This window comes from Gemmata algarum, assembly GCF_034097035.1.
Lineage (GTDB): Bacteria > Planctomycetota > Planctomycetia > Gemmatales > Gemmataceae > Gemmata > Gemmata algarum.
This window is the reverse complement of record NZ_JAXBLV010000201.1, coordinates 34,634-53,210: the sequence shown is the minus strand read 5'-3', so window position 1 is coordinate 53,210 and position 18,577 is coordinate 34,634. Positions and strand designations below refer to the sequence as shown.

10 protein-coding genes and 1 tRNA gene are annotated in these 18,577 nt (G+C 70.1%); 4 read left to right on the top strand and 7 right to left on the bottom strand.

The features are described 5' to 3' along the window. The first annotated feature begins 64 nt into the window (after positions 1 to 64). From R5W23_RS22535 to sthA, 3 genes are all read left to right on the top strand, one after another. Entirely contained in the window at positions 65 to 1,321 is a 1,257-nt protein-coding gene (locus R5W23_RS22535) for a coiled-coil domain-containing protein (protein ID WP_320688239.1), read from the top strand. Positions 1,322 to 1,911: 590 nt separating this feature from the next. Next, entirely contained in the window at positions 1,912 to 2,325 is a 414-nt protein-coding gene (locus R5W23_RS22530) for an FHA domain-containing protein (protein WP_320688238.1), read from the top strand. A gap of 747 nt (positions 2,326 to 3,072) precedes the next feature. Continuing rightward, positions 3,073 to 4,488: a Si-specific NAD(P)(+) transhydrogenase gene (gene sthA, locus R5W23_RS22525; RefSeq protein ID WP_320688237.1), complete on the top strand. Its 1,416-nt coding sequence runs from the start codon at positions 3,073 to 3,075 to the stop codon at positions 4,486 to 4,488. Positions 4,489 to 4,603: 115 nt separating this feature from the next. Here sthA and R5W23_RS22520 read toward each other — a convergent pair whose 3' ends face one another. From R5W23_RS22520 to R5W23_RS22510, 3 genes are all read right to left on the bottom strand, one after another. After that, on the bottom strand, positions 4,604 to 7,147 hold the full coding sequence (locus R5W23_RS22520) for an excinuclease ABC subunit UvrA (RefSeq protein WP_320688236.1): 2,544 nt from the start codon (positions 7,145 to 7,147) through the stop codon (positions 4,604 to 4,606). 257 nt (positions 7,148 to 7,404) lie between these two features. Further along, on the bottom strand, positions 7,405 to 8,688 hold the full coding sequence (locus tag R5W23_RS22515) for a GIY-YIG nuclease family protein (RefSeq protein ID WP_320688235.1): 1,284 nt from the start codon (positions 8,686 to 8,688) through the stop codon (positions 7,405 to 7,407). A gap of 8 nt (positions 8,689 to 8,696) precedes the next feature. Next, a complete protein-coding gene (locus R5W23_RS22510; RefSeq protein ID WP_320688234.1) occupies positions 8,697 to 9,338 on the bottom strand; it encodes a hypothetical protein in 642 nt (213 codons plus the stop codon). Between the two features lie 397 nt (positions 9,339 to 9,735). Between R5W23_RS22510 and R5W23_RS22505 the strand changes: the two genes are divergently transcribed. After that, a tRNA-Ser gene (locus R5W23_RS22505) sits at positions 9,736 to 9,822 on the top strand. A 198-nt stretch (positions 9,823 to 10,020) separates the two neighbouring features. Here the strand turns inward: R5W23_RS22505 and R5W23_RS22500 are convergent. The 4 genes from R5W23_RS22500 to R5W23_RS22485 all read right to left on the bottom strand — a co-directional run bounded on the left by R5W23_RS22500 (position 10,021) and on the right by R5W23_RS22485 (position 18,552). Then, positions 10,021 to 11,181, bottom strand: a complete 1,161-nt coding sequence (locus R5W23_RS22500) for a DUF1501 domain-containing protein (RefSeq protein ID WP_320688233.1) — start codon at positions 11,179 to 11,181, stop codon at positions 10,021 to 10,023. 171 nt (positions 11,182 to 11,352) lie between these two features. After that, positions 11,353 to 12,690, bottom strand: a complete 1,338-nt coding sequence (locus tag R5W23_RS22495) for a DUF1800 domain-containing protein (RefSeq protein ID WP_320688232.1) — start codon at positions 12,688 to 12,690, stop codon at positions 11,353 to 11,355. A 3-nt stretch (positions 12,691 to 12,693) separates the two neighbouring features. Then, positions 12,694 to 15,570: a sigma-70 family RNA polymerase sigma factor gene (locus R5W23_RS22490; protein ID WP_320688231.1), complete on the bottom strand. Its 2,877-nt coding sequence runs from the start codon at positions 15,568 to 15,570 to the stop codon at positions 12,694 to 12,696. Positions 15,571 to 15,708: 138 nt separating this feature from the next. Then, positions 15,709 to 18,552 (bottom strand): sigma-70 family RNA polymerase sigma factor, encoded by a 2,844-nt coding sequence (locus R5W23_RS22485; RefSeq protein WP_320688230.1) that lies wholly within the window; start codon positions 18,550 to 18,552, stop codon positions 15,709 to 15,711. Between the last annotated feature and the right edge of the window lie 25 nt (positions 18,553 to 18,577).

Below are 18,577 nucleotides of genomic sequence, written 5' to 3'. Positions count from 1 at the left end.
AACAGTTCCCGCTGTGCCGATAATTCCGGGTATACAGGTTTTACTGTCGGCGTGGGGCGCGGATATGCCAGAAATCGACGACGACCTCGGTCAAGCGGGCTCTGACCGGTCGGAGGCGCGGCGGCTCCTCGCGGAGGCCCGAGCCGCGCACCGCACCGTCGAACGTGCTCGGGCCAAACTGGAGGCCGACCGCAAGGCGCTCGAATCGCGCGTCCTGCGGTTCAACCAGGTGCAGTCGGATTTCAACACCACGATGGCGACCGACCGCGACCGGCTGCGCGACTCGTGGGCCGAGTTCCACGCGCGCCAAAAGCGGCTGGCCGACGAGTGGGACGAGGTGAACCGGTTCCACGCCGAGCAGGCGGCCCTGCTCGACGTCCGGGCGGCCGCTCTGGCGGTTCGTGAGAAGGACGACGCCGACGCTCGCACCCGGCTCCAGCGGGAACTGGTCGAGTTGCGCGAGGAGGCCAGCGCGCTCGACGCCCGCGCCCGAAACGCACGCCTGGTGGTCGAGGAGCTGGAGCGCCAGCGCGAGCAGTTGCGGGCGGACGTGCTGGCCCCGCCCCCCGAGCCGCCGCTGGACCTGAAGGTCGCGCTGGACCGCGCCACCGACCGCGACCTCGCCAAGTGGGCCAACGAACTGGCCAAGAGGGAGGACCGGTTGAACGTGGAGCGGGCCTCCGTGACCGCGCTGTTCGCGTCGGTGGCGCGCGACAAGGCCGGCATCAACGACCAGCGCCGGGTGCTGGCGGAGCAGTTCGCTCAGCTCGCGGCCGCTCGCGCCGGCTGGCAGGCGGCCGAACGCGCCACCGTGCTCGAGATGGAGCAACTCGCCCGCACGTTGCGCCACCGCGAGGCCGAGCTCGACGCCCGCGAGCAGCGCCTGAACCGCGCCGACGCCCACCGCCGCGACGAGGGGTACGCCCTCTGGCAGCTCCGGTTGCGATTGGAGGCGTGGCAGTCGAAGCTGGTCGCGTTCGAAATGCGGTGGCACACCGAGCGCGAGCAGCTCGAGGCCGAGTTCGCGAAGCGCGAGGACACGCTGGCCGTGTACGAGGCGCAGGCGCACGAGGGCGACGACTCGGGAGCGGTGCCTTACGCGACGTGGGTGCCGGAAACGACCCTCCCGGCGATCCCGGCGGAGCTCTCCGCGCTCCGCGATGAGGTGGAACGCATGGCCGCCGTTCTGCTCGAAACGGATCTGCCCGAGCGCCCCGAGCCGGCCGACGCCGAACTGCCCTGGGGCACGGAAGAGGTGCGCGGGTTCGTTGGCAGCACGATCGAGTCCGGTGTGGCGCTGTTCGATGCCCGGGCGGCCTGACCGGCCGGGGCCGTGAGAAACCAGGGCTCGTGCTCATCGGCCGGATGTGTGGACCGCTCTCATCCATAACGCGACTGGTTGTACCTGTTTCTTGTGGCCCGGACGTTCCGGCCTGTGTGGCGCGAGAGGGACCACAGGGCGGAACGTCCGGGCCACAAAGACATAAGTCGAAACGGGACCAGTAACCCGCCCCTTCTCGGGGCTGTGCTTCCAGCAATCCCCTCCTATCAGCTCCTCATTCGGTCGGCCCGAGTGTCGGGTTTTGCGTCAGTGTCCGATTTACGGACGCGAAATTGCCACTCTGTGGGGTCGATTGCAAGTTCCGCGCACTAAGGTGCGGTGAGCGAACTCGTCGGCGGGCTGAGCCCCACAGTGGGTGATGCCCCAATACGGGCGCCGGCCCGGCCCGCACTCGCAAACTCGGGGGCTGGCGGTCGTCGGTCGCCGTCCGGTGGACGAACAGTACTCGCGCGTGTTCCGGCCGTGAACCTTGTCTGCCACGCTCGGCCCCGTGGCACCGTTCGGCGACCCGGCTACCGTCTCCAGCCGCCCGCGAGCCAAACCGGGTGGCAAACGCTCCGGACTTTCCGATGAACGACCTCGAACAACACCCGGTCCACCAAACGATCCCCGCGACCGACCCGGCCGACCACCAGCCGACCGCGCCGGCGGTGCCGGCGGTGAAGCCGAAACTGGTGGTGCTCCGCGGGATGCGGATCGGCGCCGAGTACCCAATCTACGAGGGCCGAAACGTGGTCGGCCGGTTCGCCGACAAGCCGGTGGACATCGACCTCGTGAGTCAGGAGTCCGTGGAGCAGATCTGGTGTTCGCGGCAGCACGCGGTGCTGGTGCTCGACGACGGGAACGTGCAGATCGAGGACCTGAACAGCTTGAACGGCACCTGGCTCAACGGGGTGCGCGTTCGCGCCGGGCAGCCGCGGCCGGTCAAACCCGGTGATGTGGTGCAGGTCGGTACTGTTCAAATGAAGCTCATCCTGGTCTGATCTCGCCGCGCCGGGGGCGGCCCGTTCACGCCCGGCCGTCCGAAACAAATCTCGCCTGAACGGCAACCGGCGTGCTTCGCGCGGCGCGCTCCTTCGACCGGGACGCGGCGGCACGCGAACGCCTCTCCCCGCCGCACACACCTGCTCTTCAAATCGCGAGCGACCGTCACCCTTCAAATTGGGCCAAGACGGGCACCCCACTGTACGATCTCGATCGCTTGGGACCGGATTTCTGAGACTGATCGCGTCCTTTGCGTGGTACCGTGTTTTCGGCGGGTCGGCTTGCGGTTCGCCCACGGCGGAGCCGTCCCGTTTCCCTGATACGTGAGCCCGCCGTGGGTGTCGCTTTCTGACGAGCCGCGACCATCGGTCACGTGTACGAGAACGGGTGGCTTTTGCGGCCCGTGCGGGGCGCATGCTTCGGAAGGGAGTTTTTGACAGGATCGACAGGATGAACAGGATAAAGACTGATTGATTTTAAATCCGGTTCATCCTGTCAATCCTGTCAAAACTGCCTTCGCATCTCCACAGCGCGTTTGCGCTCCGCCCCCGGCGGTCTCGGCTCGTCGAGAAATACGACACGACCACCGGGCACGTGTACGAGACACCACGTCACATTCGCGAAGCAGCACATGGGCCGCTGGCCCCGGTTTTGCTCACCTCGACGCCCCGGACGGGTTCGTTACGCGAGCCCGTTCCAGTTGTCGCCCGTGCCGGCGCCACGCCACCCCACACCGAAGCGTGCTGATGTCCGAACCCGAGATGTTCGATTTGGTGGTTGTCGGCGCCGGGCCGGCCGGCCTCCACGCCGCACTGTCTGCGGCCGCGCTGTTCGGCAAACGCGCCGCCGTTGTCGAGAGGGACGCGACCGTCGGCGGGGCGACAACCGTCACCGGGACGTTGCCGAGCAAAACGCTGCGTGAAACCGCCCTAGCGCTGTCCGGGTACCGGGCCCGTAAGCTGTACGGCGTCGATCTGTCGCTCCGCCGCCGGGCCACGGTCTCGGAACTCCTGTCCCACGAGCGGACGGTTAAGGCGGCCGAGCAGGCCCAATTCCGCGGGCTGCTGGAGCGGTTCGGGGTGCCGCTCGTCCGCGGCGCGGCCACGTTTGCCGACCCGCACACGGTCCGGGTCGCCCGGCCGGACGGCGGCGAAACGTTCCTGCGGGGCGGCGCCGTCGTCCTGGCTACGGGATCGGTCCCGGTGCGCCCGCCCCTGTTCCCGTTCGACGACCCGCGCGTTCACGACTCGGACGAACTGGTCGACCTGGCTGAGATCCCCGAGTCGTTGGCGGTGATCGGGGCCGGGGTGATCGGGGCCGAGTACGCCTGCATGTTCGCTGCCCTGGGGGTCAAAACCACCCTCATCGACGGCCGCTCCAAGCTCCTCGAATTCCTCGACCCGGACGTGTCGGCGGCCCTGGCGAACGCCATGACGGGGCTCGGGGTGGAGTTCGTTTGGGACGAGCGGGTGACCGGGTGCGCCGCGCCGCCCGGCGGGGACGTGACGCTCACCCTGTCGTCCGGCCGAACGTTGGCTGCCGATCACGTTCTGGTCTGCGCCGGCCGGGTCAGCCGGGCCGACGAACTGAACCTCGCGGCCGCCGGGGTGGAGCCCGGGAGCAAGGGCCGGCTCAAGGTGAACGAGCACTTCCAGACCAACGTCCCGCACGTCTACGCGGTCGGCGACGTGATCGGCTTCCCGGCCCTGGCATCCACCAGCGCCGAGCAGGGCCGGGCCGCCGCGGCGCACGCCCTGGGGGCCACGGGACTGGCCGGCATGACGCCGCTGCTGCCCACCGGCATCTACACGATTCCGGAAGTGGCGTCGGCCGGTGCGACCGAGGCCGAGCTGAAGCTGAAGGGCGTGCCCTACGTGGTCGGGCGGGCCGACTACGCGAAGAACCCGCGGGGCAAGATCGTCGGGGACGAGGGCGGGTTCCTGAAGCTCCTGTTCCGGGAGCCGGACCTCGCCCTGGTCGGAGTCCACATGATCGGCGAGCTCGCGACCGAGCTGGTTCACACCGGGATGATGGTGATGCGGGCCGGCGGCGGCATGGATCTGATCCTCAACACGTGCTTCAACTACCCGACCCTCGGGGGGCTGTTCAAGCAGGCCGCCTATGCGGCTCTGCTGGCGCGAGGCGCCGAAGCGCACCGCTGATTTCGCGAACCAGAAACCGATACGCGCCCTCGCCGGAACCGTCCGGTGTCGATCTGCCTCCCGTTTTCATTCCAAAGCAAGCGGCATCAACCGGGCCATGTAAGGACGCAGTCGATCAGGATAACGCACGCAAGAGGTACGGGGCCGTGCGACTCGCCTTGCTCCGCGCCACATCCACCGGTGTGCCCGTGGCGACCACCGTACCGCCTTCGTCGCCCGCACCGGGGCCGATGTCGATGACCCAGTCGGCGCGGGCGATCACCTGCATGTCGTGCTCCACGACGACGACGGTGTTGCCGGCAGCGACGAGTCCGTCCAGTTGCGCGAGGAGCATTTCGACATCCGCGGGGTGGAGGCCGGTCGTGGGCTCGTCGAGCACGTACAGCGTGTCGCCGCGGTCGGCGCGCTGGAGCTCGGTGGCGAGTTTGATCCGCTGCGCTTCGCCGCCGGACAGCTCCGTCGCGGGCTGACCGAGCCGCAAATACCCGAGCCCGACATCCCGTAACGCCGCGAGGGGCCGGCGCACCTGCGGCTCGTCGGCGAAAAACGCCCACGCGGCGTCCACGGTCATGCCCAGCACGTCGGCGATGCTCTTCCCGCGGTACTCGATCTCGAGGGTCTGGGCGTTGTACCGCGCGCCGCGGCACGCCGGGCACGGCGTGTACACGCTCGGCAGGAACAGCAACTCGACCATCACGAGGCCTTCGCCCGAGCACGTCTCGCACCGGCCGCCGGCCACGTTAAAGGAGAACCGCCCCGCGCCGTACTTGCGGCCCTTGGCCGCCGGGGTGGCCGCGAACAGCTTCCGCACGTGGTCGAACAGACCGGTGTAGGTGGCGAGGTTCGAGCGCGGCGTGCGGCCGATCGCTTTCTGATCGACGACCACCAGGCGCTTGACGCGGTCCGCGCCGCTCGCGATGCGCCCGCCGACGGGTTCGACCGGGGCGCGCTCCAGTTCGTTCCCCTCGTCCTCCTCCGCCAGCGGCTCGCGCCCGAGGTGGGCCGCGACGAGTTCGACGAGCGCCTGGCTGACGAGGCTCGACTTGCCCGACCCGGACACGCCGGTCACCGCGGTGAGCGTGGCGAGCGGGAACGCGGCGTCGATGCCGCTCAAGTTGTTCCGGGTCACCCCGGTCAGCCGGAGCCACGCGCCGGGCGCCCGCGGGGGCGCGGGGCGGTGGACGCCCGCGGCGAAGAGGTGCGCCCGCGTCCGGGACTCTTCAACCGCTCTCAACCCGGCGGGCGGCCCGCTGTAGAGCACCCGCCCGCCGCCCTCCCCGGCCCCCGGCCCCACGTCAACGATCCAGTCGGCGTGCCGCACCACTTCGAGTTCGTGCTCGACGACGAAGAGCGAGTTGCCGGCCGCTTTGAGCCGGTCGAGCGCGCGCAAGAGCGCCTCGGTGTCGGCGGGGTGGAGCCCGGCCGAGGGCTCGTCCAGCACGTACACCACGCCGAACAGGTTCGAGCGCACCTGGGTCGCGAGCCGCAGCCGCTGGAGCTCGCCGGGCGAGAGCGTGGGGGTGCTCCGGTCGAGCGTGAGGTACCCGAGCCCCAGGTCGAGCAGCACCTCGAGCCGGCCGGTCAGGTCCCGGGCGATCCGCCGAACGACCTCGACCTTCTCCGGGTGCTCCGCCGCGAACGTCGCGCGGCCCGCCGCGCTCCCGTCGGCGTGGGGTTGGAAGAGCGCGAGCAGGCGCTTGAGCGGCTGGCGCGACAGGTCGGTGATGTCGGAGCCGCCGAAGGTGACGGCGAGCGCTTCGGGCCGGAGCCGCTTGCCGCGGCACGTCCGGCAGTCGGTGCTCACCAGGAACTGCGCCGCCCGCCGCTTCATGAGCGGGCTCTCGGACTTGGCGAACGTCTCCAGCACGTACCGGCGGACGCTGGTGAACGTGCCCAGGTAGTCGTGCCGCTCCTTCTTCTTCTGCGCCCGCTTGACCTCCTCAAGACTGGCGTGCGGGTAGACGGGCACCTGCGGCTGCTCGTCGGCGAACAGGATCCAGTCGCGCTCCTTCTTCGGCAGGTCCCGCCAGGGGGTGTCGATGTTGATGCCGCGGGCGGTGACGATGTCGCGGAGGTTCTGCCCCTGCCACGCCTGGGGCCACGCGGCGACCGCCCCGCCGCGGATCGAGAGCGCGGCGTCGCGCAGCATGGACGCCTCGGTCGCGTCGTACACGCGGCCCAGCCCGTGGCACGTCGGGCACGCGCCCTCGGGCGTGTTCGGGGAGAACGACTCGGCGTACAGGAGCGGTTGGCCGGGCGGGTAGTCGCCCGCGCGGGAGTAGAGCATACGGAGCAGGTTCGAGAGCGTCGTCACGCTCCCCACCGAGGACCGGGTGGTCGGCGCCCCGCGCTGCTGCTGGAGCGCGACGGCCGGCGGCAGGCCCTCGATCTCATCGACCTCGGGCACCCCGACTTGGTGGAACAGCCGCCGCGCGTACGGGGAGACGGACTCCAGGTAGCGCCGCTGCGCTTCCGCGAACAAGGTGCCGAACGCGAGTGACGATTTGCCCGACCCGGACACGCCGGTGAACACGACGAGCGCGCCGCGAGGAACGTCGACATCGACGCTTTTCAGGTTGTGCGTCCGCGCCCCGCGGACGCGCACGAACCCGCCGGGCTCGCCGCCGGTCGTCGCGCGTGGGCGGTTCTTGGTGCTCATAACGAAACGGCCTTGTGACGCCCCGCCACCGCGTCCCGCATCGGACATGCGATCCGGGTTCTTCGCGGTGTGCCATCGGCTCGGAGCGTCACGGGGCTGGAGCCGATGGGCTTCCGAATCCGTTCAGGGTAGCAATCCTCGTACCCACTCACGAAGAGCGCCTCGCGTGGGTGTTGCGCGTGCGAGAGCCGTCCGATCGCAGTCGTTCAGAATCCCCGCGGGCTTGTGGCGTGTCACCTGCGGCTGATGGTCTCGGTTTAGTCATCGGCCGCGACCGGTAGTGCGGCTTCGGCACGGGCGTGGGCCTGTTCAATCACCTGCAACTCGGCCTCGGTCGCTGACCGGCTGTTCAGGTACTCGAGGGCCTCTGGGTCGGCCATGTACTCGACCTCGCCGTGGTGCGCGCGGACGGCGGTCGCGATGTCCTCGATCGGCACCCGGAAGAACTCCTTCCGTAAGTTCACCCGGTTCACCCGGTGGTCTCGAAACGTTTGGTGCAGTGCCGCCTCAAGAGCGGGAGCGTCGTCGCACCGAATCATCATGTGAACGTCGAACGGGAACGGCACGGACGCGTCACCCAGTTCGTCCACCCGGTGCTGCGGCTCTTTGCGCCGGGTCATTCCGATCTTGAACACGTCCGGCCCGAACGAGCCGATGTTGGAGATCACGTACACGTGGCCGTTCCGGGTCTGTTGGGCCAGCGACTTCGCGCGCTGCGACTTGGCCTCGGCTTCGGCCAGTTGCGCCCGGAGCTGCTCTACCTCAGTCGCGTGCCGCCCGGCCACGTCCGTCAGCGCCCGCTCGAGCGCGGCCGCTACCGCCGCCCGCTCGCGCTCCGCCTGCTCGGCTTGGCGCGCGAGTTCCTCGGCCTCCCGCTGTCGGGCCTGCTCCTCGCGGGCCTGATCTCGGAGCCGGGCTTGCACCTCCCGCTCGACCTGCGCGCGGGTCACCCGCTCGAACTGCTTGTGGAGCGCGGTTTGTGCCGCGTCCTCCTCCTCCAGTGTCAGTCCGACACCGTCCGCCCGGACCTGTCGGGCCGCGGCCTGCACCCGCTGGACCGCGGTCGCGAACGTGGTCGGGCCGACCTGCCGCCGCGCGGCCGACGCGATCTCCTCGAAATACAGCCGCCCGAGCCGGTCCCGCTGGTCGGCTGCGGACGACGCGCCGGACCGGCTCGCGTGCTGGACCTGTTCCAGGTACGCCGCGTGAACCGCCGCGTTCTTCAACTCGGTTCGGAGCAACTGGTTCTCGGCGGTCAGGTCGTTGTAGCTGATTACGCGGCGCTCGAGGGCCGCTTCCCGTGTGCCGAGATCGGCGGCCCGGCGGTCGTTCGCGGCGACCGCCGCGGCCAGTTGCCGCGACCGCTGCTCGTGGGCGCGGAGCGCAATCTCCAGCTCTTCCCGGTCGGCCTCCAGATCCTCACGGTCCCGCAGCACCGCCGCGAGCCGCTTCAGCGCCTCCCGGCGCGGCGCGTCCATCAGGAAGTAAGTGGCCGTGCTCCCGCCGGCCAGCGCGAGAACGATCAGGGCGACAGCGAACATGCGGCGTCTCACACAAGCTGGTGGGTCAGAACGAACGGGCAGGTGTGCCGGCACGCGACACACGGGAACGGGTCGAGCAGCCGGACGAGCGGCACTGCGACTACGTGACCGCACCCGGAACACTTTCCGTGCGCCGGCCGGTGCGGGTCGCTCGTGCGGGTGTAGCGGAGCGCGCCGGGAGCCGGGGCCACGGTTACGGCTCCTTCGGCGAGCCAGACGCGGACGATCTCGGGGGACGTGAGGCACGCGGGGTCGAGATCGATCTGAACCCCGGGGACCGCGGACAGCCGCCCCCACAGCGCGACCGCCTGGGCGAGTCGCCCGCGGGCTGCCGTCAGCCGCCCCGGCACGTCCGGGAGCGCGGCCCGCTCCGTTCTGGTACCGCTCAGGTACCACGCTTCGACCGCGTCGAGCGAGGCACGAAGGAACAACGGTGGCGCGTTCCGCAGTAGCACGTCGAGCGTCGGTGCGATCGGTTCGGCCGTGAGGTAGCGGCGGCGGTAGGCCATCGCGGGGTGGACGAGCGGCAGGCTTGTCTCGGCCGTCCGGATGGCGCCGCGCAGGTCGTTGCGGGCCTCGGCCTGGGTCGTCGCGGCGCACGCCGCCCGGTACCGTTCGTACCCGGCTTCCAGTTCGGCTTTAGTGGCCATAGGCGTTGGGCTGTTGAATGCGTCAAACCGGTGTCGGGCAGACATTGTGCGGCCACCGAGCACCGGTTTCAAGCGCCCATGCCCTGCGGTTCGCTGACCGCTCACGCCTCCCGCCCTCGGTTCGTGGGCAGGTTGCCCGGCGGGACACGATTCGGGCGTGATGCGCAGACCGCCTGTAACGCGCAACAAAGGCAGGAGCGTCGGTTGGGGGCTGCTTTTCGCAGGGGGCGCGAACTGCTAGACTGTTTCATGCGTCCCTTATTCGTTCCACGGGCTCGGGGCGCCGATTACAGTCGGTCGCAACCGCCGTCAACGACTCGTAACGGGCGTAAGGGTAGTCAATCGCAGAAGTGGCAAAACGAGGACGGTGACCGAAGTGCTGGACGTGTGAGGACTGGGAAGGGTGGCAGAGTGGTCGATTGCACCGGTCTTGAAAACCGGCAACGCCGAAAGGCGTTCCAGGGTTCGAATCCCTGCCCTTCCGCTGCAAGCTCGGCAAATCTCGTCAGAAGCGGGCCGCCTCCAATCTGGCCCGTTAGGAACAGGCACACCGAAATGAGCCCGGGCACAAGTGCTCCGGGGGCGAACGACGCCCTCGTGTGGTCTTGTTTTTCTGACCACCTTCACGAGGGGGTGTGTATCACGGTGGTTCGCTTAGTTGAGGTTTGCTTGGTTCGTGAGATCACCGGAACAGCTTCACTTCGGCGCCGGCTTTCAGCGCCCCGTCAGCGGGTACGCCCATAAAATCCGTTAGCACCGCCCGGTAGACGCCACGAAAGTCGGTCGTCGCTTTTGGCTCCCCAGCGTCCAGCTCGGTCAGGCTGGGCATCGCACCCACCAGGCCGCCCCGGACCGACGGTCCCGCGACGAAGCACGCGCCGACGGTGCCGTGGTCGGTGCCGGCGGAGCCGTTCTCGCGGATCGTTCGGCCGAACTCGCTAAACGACAGCAGCGTCACCCGGTCCGCCAGCTTCGCCTCGGCCAGGTCGGCGAAGAACGCGGCCACGGCGCCGGCGAACTCGCCGAGCAGTCCGGAGTGAGTGAACTGCTGTTGTGCGTGCGTGTCGTAACCGGACTGCTGGGCGTAGAACACCCGCGCGCCGATGTCGGCCTTCAGGAGTTGGGCAACGAGCTTCAGCCGCTCGGCGAGTTCCGTTTGCGGGTACGTTGCCCCACCGCGGCTACCGGCCAGTGACGCCAACTTCTCGGCCGCGCCGTGGGCTTCGACCGACTGCCGCCGGACGAACTCGAACAGGTCGTTGCCGCCCGTTTGCCCCGCGCCGGCTTTAGCCGCGCCCGGGTCGGCGAGTAGGACCTCTTCGAGCCGCTTGAACGCCACGGCCGAACTGCGCCGGCCGCGGAGCGCCGGCGGCACCTCACCGCCGACGGCGAACAGGTGACCGCCCGACGGGTCCAGCGCCCGGCCGAGCCAGCCGTAACCCTTGCGCGCCTCGGCGTCGAGACCGGCGGTGTGCCAGGTCGCCATGCTGTCGAAGTGCGACCGGCTCGGGTTCGGGTACCCGACACCCGGCACCACCGCCAGGTGCCCCGCCTGGAGCAACTTGTCCAGCGGGCGGAGGGCCGGGTGCAGGCCGACGCCGTCGGTCAGTTTGACGACGTTGGCCGGGTTCACGTTCAGCTTCGGACGGAGTCTGATGTAGGCCTCGTCGGCGTGGGGAACGACGGTGTTGAGGGCATCGTTACCGCCGTCCATCTCGACGACGACAAGGACGCGGGCGTCCTTCTCCGGTGCGGCGGCCCGCACCGACCGGGCAATAAACAACGGCACCGTCGGCGCGAGGGGGAGCAGAGCGGACTTCAGGAGCGAGCGGCGGGTGATCATGGACGACCTCGGGTTTGAGAATACGAGTCCGCAGAGCGAACCCGAACGCGGCAAGGGAGTGTGCTGAGGTTCCGAGCCCGATTCGCGCGGCACGCGGGTGCGGTGCCGTTGGCAACTGGGGGTGAGTACCGGCGGTTGAAGTCGCACACCGCCTCAACCGCGGGGCCAGCGTCAGCCCAGTTGGGCCTCGGGGGACGACAGGAGCGCGGTGACCGCCCGCGCGGGCGTGAGTGATTCGAGCCGCTTCCGCGCGTCGGCGGGCGGCTCGGTGCCGAACAGCAAGCGGTGGTGGAAGGTGAGGACATCGGCGGCGGCCGGCCCGAAGCCGTGCTGCTTCGCTCGCGCCACCGGATCGTAGGCGACGCTCCGGCCGCTGTTCGGGCCGCTGACCAGGGCGGCGGCGTAGTTCGCGCGGGCGATCAGGCTGCGGCTGTGGATCCACTTCCGGCCGACGGGCCAGCCGCCCACGTTCGGCGGGTCGAACACGTCCTGACCCATCCGCGCCGACCAGTCGGCCATCGCCAGTGTGCTCGGCGCGGGGTCGAACAGCTCCAGCGCGCGGGCCGCGCCGGTCACGTACTCGACGGGCGTCAGCGCGCGGGAGCGGAGGTTCTCGTCGGCGAAGAACAGGCGCGAGCGCAGGACCGTCGCGACCGCCCAGCCGATGTCCAGCTCGCGCTCGCGGAGCCCCGCGGCGAGTTGCTTCGCGGCGTCCGCCGGGACGCCCCCCTCGCCGAAAAACTGGCGAACGAGCTTCGTCACCAGTCGGTCGGCGACGCACGGCTGTTTCAGCAACAGTTCGATCAGCGCCGCGCCGTCGAACGTCCCTTCGGCACCCAAGATCGTCTTCCGGCCGTCGTCGTGCCGCTCGCGCACCTCGACGAACGCGCCGTCCTCCACGCCCCAACCGGTGAGCGCGCGGGCGGCCTCCTTGACATCCGCCTCGGAGTAGTTGCCGACGCCGAGCGTGAACAGCTCCAGCAGCTCGCGGCCGAGGTTCTCGTTCGGGTGCCCCTTGCGGTTGGCCGGTGCGTCCAGGTACAGCAGCAGGGCCGGCTCCCGGGCGGCGGCGTTCAGCAGGTCGGCGAACCGGCCCGCGGCGTGCTTCCGCAGGGCGTCGTTCTGTCGCCGCATCAGGGCGGGGCTGTCTACCTTGCTGTTGGCGGTGGCGAAGTGGTCGTGCCACAGCAGGGTGAGCTTCTCGCGGAGCGGGTCCGGCCCGAGCAGGAAGCGGTAAAACCACCCGGCTTTCAACCGGCCGATGTCGCCCTGCGTCACGGCCGCGCTGAACAGGAGTTCGCCGGTGGCGTCGAACTCCGGCGCGGGGTGCCGGTTGGCGGTCCCGGCCAGCAGCCGCGTCACGGCCGGCCCCGGGCCGTCCTTCAGGTCGCGCTGGAGTTCGTCCCAGGTGCCGGCGAACGCCGCGCGGCGGTGCAGGTGAACCACCCGCGCCAGGTTCCAGGGCTGTTTGGCGTCGGGCGCGTATGGGACCCAAAGGCTCTCCGCCATTGGTTATTCTCCTTTGGTTTTGGTCGGTTGCAGTTTCAGGTCGCCGACCTTGAGCGTGTCGCCGTGTTTCTCGATGCGAAACGCCGGGGCCTGGTGGACCTCGGGGCCGAACTGCCGTTGCCCGACGCTGAGCGTGAAGCGGAAGTCGTACCCGGGTAACAGTTCGTCGAACGCGAAGGTGCCGTCGGCGCCGGTGTCGGCGGTCCGGTTTTTGTTGAGCGAGCCGTAGATTTCGGCCACCTCGCGGCGGTCGAAGTGCAACGTTACGGTCACTCCTGCCGCGGGTTTGCCGTCCGCGCCGACGACGCGACCCTGCGCCGTCCCGCCGGCCCCGAGCTTGAGCACCGGGGCCGGTTCGTCCTCGCCGATCTCCGCCGCGCCGACCTGCTTCCGCTCCGGCAGCCGCGCCACCACCAACCGCTTCTCCTTCGGCTCCAGGTCGAAGACGGGGATGGTGTCGGTGTCGCCGATCGACTCCGCGTAGTGCCACGGCGAACGGGTGAAGCCGGTGGCGCGGGCGTTCTTCGCCGGCTTGCCGTCTGCGTCCACCACTTTCACCAGCTTCTTCGACACCGGCTCCAGTTCGACGTCCTGCCTCACTTCCGTGTCCGTTTCCTTCGCGTCGATGACCTTGCACCAGTTGCCGTTCACGCCGCCCTGTCCGCCGGACACCGCGAAGTACCCGAGGCCCTCGCCGCGGTTCGGTTTGGTGAACAGGTGCGGGTAGGCGGGGTCGGCCTTGGGCGGGCCGTACAGCGCGCGGACGCCGTACTCGCCGTTGCCGCACGTCAGCAGCACCGGGCCGGGGATGACAAGGATGCGGTAGGTGCCGTCGGCCCTGCCGTCGGAGTCCTCGAGGCTCGCATACCGGCCCAGTGACGGGTACCGCTTGGCGAACGTGTTTCCGGCGAGCACGTGGGCGCTCAGCCGGGCGCCGGGCACGGGCCGGCCGGTCGCCTTATTCCGCACCGTGCCCGTCACCACCACTCCCCTCTGGCAGGCGATGTCGGCGATCACGGGCTCGTGGCCGACGGTGTCCTTCACTTCCGTCTGTGCGGGCAGGTACCCTCTCTCGACATCTTCCCGCATGCTCACGCCGTAGGTCGGCAGCTTCTTCGCCCCGTGCAGTTCGTACCGGCCGTCGGCGTCGGTCGTTGCGCGGTGCCCCACCCGGGTGACGCCGTTGTCGGAACTCATCGTGACCTCCACCCCGGCCCGCGGCTTGCCGGTCTTCGCGTCGGTCACCCGGCCACGAACCGGCTTCTCGGCTTCCAGCGGCAGGGTGAAGTTCGGGGCGGAGAGGATCGGGTTGAAGTCCCACGTCAGCCGTTCACCGGTCTTCGGCTGGAGGCGGAGCGTCGCCTCGTTGAGGGGCTTCACGTCAAGGCCGGCCCGCGTAGCCACGCACACCGCCCCGTCTTCCCGGCCGGTCGCCTTGATCTCCAGGCTCGCCAGCCGTTCGCCGCCGATGCCGGTCAGCTCGAACCGCCCGTCGGCGTCGGTCTTCGTGCGGAACGGCCCGTCCGCCGGGTGCCAGAAGAAGCCCACCGACTCGACCGGGTGCTCGCGGAAGTCCGTCCGCTTCGGCAGCGAATCGAGGAACGCTTGCATCGACTCGCCCGCGAACGTCTGGACCAACTCCAGGCGGACCGTTGCGCCGGCGACGGGCTTGCCCGCCCCGTCCACGACGCGGCCCTTCACGGGTACGTCTTTGACCAGTTTGAACGTCACGTCGGTCGGGGTGTCTGCGGTCGGCGCCAGAAAGGCGACCCCGAAACCGTCGGCACGCGCGATCAGGAACAAACCGCGTTCGCGGAGCGTGACCGTCACGCTGAACGTGCCATCAGTGGCCGTCTTGCCGAGTGACTCGGTCTTGCTGGTGCTCCATCGGCGCCCGTCCACCCAACTGCGGTTCTCGAACAACAACAGTTCCGCCTGATGGGGCTTGCCGTCGGGATCGACCACCTTGCCGGTGATCGTCCGCTCCATCACCATCGGCCTCTTCGGCTCGTCCTTCGGGTCCGCTTTCGCGGCCGGCGTTTCGACCTTCGCCGTAGCCGTGGGCTGTTCGGCGGCGGTCGGCACCGTCACCAGCCCGAGCCCAGCCACGAGCGTCACTACAGCCAGTAGTCCCTTGAGCTTCCAGCCGTTCACGATCCCCTCCTTCGCGAGCGTGGCCGCGGCGGGAGACGGCGAACCGTTCGCCGCGGCCAGCACGGACTTGGTCAGTCGCGGCGGGGACGCCCCCGCCGAGGAGGTCGTGGTCAGCAGGAGGGCCACGCCGAGCGCGCACCCGCGGGCGGTGAGCGCGTCGGCCAGCTTCTTCCGGCCGCGTTCGAGTTGACTCTTCAGCGTCGCGACCGGCACGCCCAGGCGGGTCGCGGCCTCGTCCCGCGTCAGCCCTTCCAGGTAGCACAGGATCAGCGGCTCGCGGTACCGCGGCGGCAACCGCTCCAGCTCCTCGTCCAGCGCCGCCAGCAGTTCTGGCCCGGTCAGGGTGTCCGCGGGTGGCACCGCTTCGGTCACCGCCGCGGCCTCCTCGCGCCGGATCCGGCGTGTGGCCGCGACGCGGGCGTTCCGGGCGACCTTGCGGGCGGTGGCGTACAGCCAGTTGGCCACCGACGCCTGCCAGCGGGTTGCCCCGGCCCTCTTTGACAGGATCAGGAACACCGCCTGGCACGCGTCCTCGGCGTCCGCCGGCGCGTGGAGCACCCGCTTGCACACGCCGAACACCATGCCCGCGTGCCGTTCCGCCAGCGCCGCGAACGCCGACTGGTCGCCGGCCTCCGCGAACCGCCGCAGCAACTCCTTGTCGCTGGCCGACTCGTCGGGTTCCGCCGACCGCGCCGCCTTCAGCAGCGCCGCCGCTTGCTTCGCCATGACACGCCCCTCGAACGAACCTCACCCGTGTCATGTGCGCCGGGCCGCGATCGGCCGCAGCGCGCTCCGGTTTCCTGCCGCGTCGCCGGTGCCGCCGCACTTCGCCGCGTCCTCTCGGAAGGGCGGTTCGCGTGAGGGCTATCGCAACACCTCCAGCGTGCGGTCGCCTAACGCCTTCGTCTCGCCGGGCTTTAGGGTGATCGGGCCGAGCTTCGGCTTGCCGCCGAAGTAGTGCTCGCCCTTGCGGATCTGGAGGTGGAACGCCATCCCGGGCACGACCGCGGGCAGGGTGAACTGCCCCTTCGCGTCGGTCACCGTTCGCGGTCGCTCCTTCACGGTGAAGCGGTACAGTTCGGCGATGACGCGCTTCTGGGCATTCGCGGTGATCTCGGCCCCGACCAGCGGTCCCCCGTCCGCCTCGGTGAACCGCCCGGTCACGGTGCCCGCCGGCGCCAGTTTCACCACGACCGGCTCCTTCTCGTCGCCGCGGATCGTCGCCACCGCCCCGAGGTTCTCCGCCGGGTGGTACACGGCGATCGTCCGCGGCTTGTCCGGGTTGAGGGCGTAGATCGTGGCGGTGGATTCGGGCAGCTTGCAGTAGATGATCGGCCACGACGCCGTCACTCCCGCGACGAACACCCCGGTCAGCGGCTTGCCGTCGGCGTCCTGCACCTCAATGCGCCCCGTCCGCCCGCGATCGACCGTCACCTCGACGTCCGTCTCGCCGGTCTCCTTCAGGTCGACCACCCGCACCGCCTGTTCAGTGCGGAGGAACTCGAGCGAACCGTCCGCGGCCGTCACCATCCAGGTGTCGTCGTCGGGGTCGTATCGGAACAACTCCTTGTGCGCCGGGTCGGGCTCGGCCGCTCGGTAGGGGTTCAGGTGCGCGCCGTTAAACGTCTCGTCGCCGAAGGCCTGCACCATCAGCAGCGACTGGCCCGGAATCGTGGTCAGGCGGAACTTGCCGTCCTTGTCGGTCGCGCGCATCGTTTTGTCAGAGCGGTAGGCGTCGGAGCCCGGCCCCTTGCCGAAGAACGCGTTCCCCGGCAGTGGGGCGAGCCGCACACCGGCACGCACGCCCTTGCCCGTCTGCTTGTCGATCACCCGCCCGGTAACCACCACGCCCCGCGCCAGCTTGATGTCGAGGGCGACGGGTGCGAACCCGTCGGTGTCCGCGGCGCCCCCGGACGAACTCAGGTACCCGCCCCCGTCCGGTATTTGGACGTGGACCCCGTACCCCTTCGGGCGCTTGGCCACGCCGACCAGCTTGTACTTGCCGTCCGCCCCGGTCACGGCCGCCAGCGCGTCCCCGAAGCCCGTCGGAATGCTGACCGCGGCCCCGGCCACGGGCTTGCCGGTGGCGGCGTCGAGGACGGTGCCTTCGATCGTCTTGCCGCGCTCGGCCACGAGCGTCGGGGCCGGCCCGTTCAGCCCGCGGAAGTAGTTCAGCTCCCGAAGGTCCTGGTGCTCCTTCCGGAGCAGCACGTCGTTGTAGGGCTTGGGGTCGAACCCCGTGCGGGTGATGACCATCGGGTTCTGCCGCGCCGTCCCGCCGCCCTCGACGACCAGGTGGACGATGCGCTCGCCGCCGAGCCCGCTCAGCGCGAACCGTCCGTCGGCGTCGGTCGTGGCGGCCCCGGTGATCGCCGTCAGCGGGGAGTACACCCGCTTCCTCGGGGACGACATCGCCTCGCGCAGGCTCGCCTTCCAGCCCGTCAGGTAGTCGTCGAGCTTCTCGTCCCGCGGGACGTACACGGCCACCGCCGTGACGCTGACGCCCGGGGCCGGTTTGCCCTCCGTGGTGATGACGCGGCCGCGGATCGGCACGTCCGGCACCAGCCGGAGCGTTACTTCCTCGGCCGGGTTTTCGGCCCAATCGATACCCGCCCCCGGCGCGTGGGCGATCAGGTATTCGCTCGGGGCCTTGTCGGTCAGGGTTGCGCGGAACTTGCCCGCGGCGTCCGTCCGCGCGACCTCCTTCAGGACGACGTCGGACGGCGACGTGAGGCGCGGCCCCTTCAGTGCCGGGCGGAAGAGCTTGGCTCCGGCGACCGGCTTCCCGTCGGTGCCGAGAACCGTGCCCCGGACCGTTCGTTCGTCGGCCTTGGCCACCGGCGCGTCCGCCGTTGTCGCCGGTTTCCCGGTCTTGTCGGCCTGCTTTTGTGGGTCGGGGTTCGTGCCCGCCGCGAGCACGAGGCCGAACCCCGCCGCAGCGACCGCTACGGCCAGCAGCCCCTTGAGTTTCCAACTGGTCACGGCACCCTCCCTCACGAGAGCGGCCACGGCGTCCGGCGGCGCACCGCGGACCGCGGCCAACACGGACTCGGTCAGTCGCGGCGGGGACGCCCCCGCCGGGAAGGTGGCGGCAACGGCCAGCAGCCCGGCGCCCAGCCCGATGCCCTTCTTGCCGAGGGCATCCGCGAGCCGCTTGCGCCCGCGGTCCAGGCGGCTCTTGAGCGTGGCCGGCGGCACACCCAGCCGGGCCGCCGCCTCGTCGCGGGTCAGCCCTTCGAGGTGGCACAGCACGAGCGGCTCGCGGTAGATCGGCGGGAGCCGGTCCAGTTCGGCGTCGAGCGCGGCGAACGCCTCCCGGCCGGTCATCTGGTCGAGCGCCGAGGGCACGTCCGGCGGAGCCGGGCGCGCCTCCCGCCGGACCCGCCGGTGCGCCGCGCGGTTGGCCCGCGCCGCGATCCGGCGGGCGGTGCCGTACAGCCAGTTGGCGACCGACGGCTGCCATTTGACCGCCCGGGCTTTTTGGGCCAGGATCAGGAACGTGGCCTGGCAGGCGTCCTCCGCGTCCTGCACCGTCGGCAGCACCCGCCGGCCCACGCCCAGGACCATCCCGGTGTGCCGGGCGACGAGCGCCGCGAACGCCGCGTCGTCGCCCGCGGTGAAGCGGTCCAGCAGTTCCCGATCCGTCTCGGTGGCGCGCCGCGCCGCCATCAGAACTGCCGGGGCCGCCCGCCCGCCGCGCGTCGCCATGTCTGCTCCTTCAACCGTTGCGGAA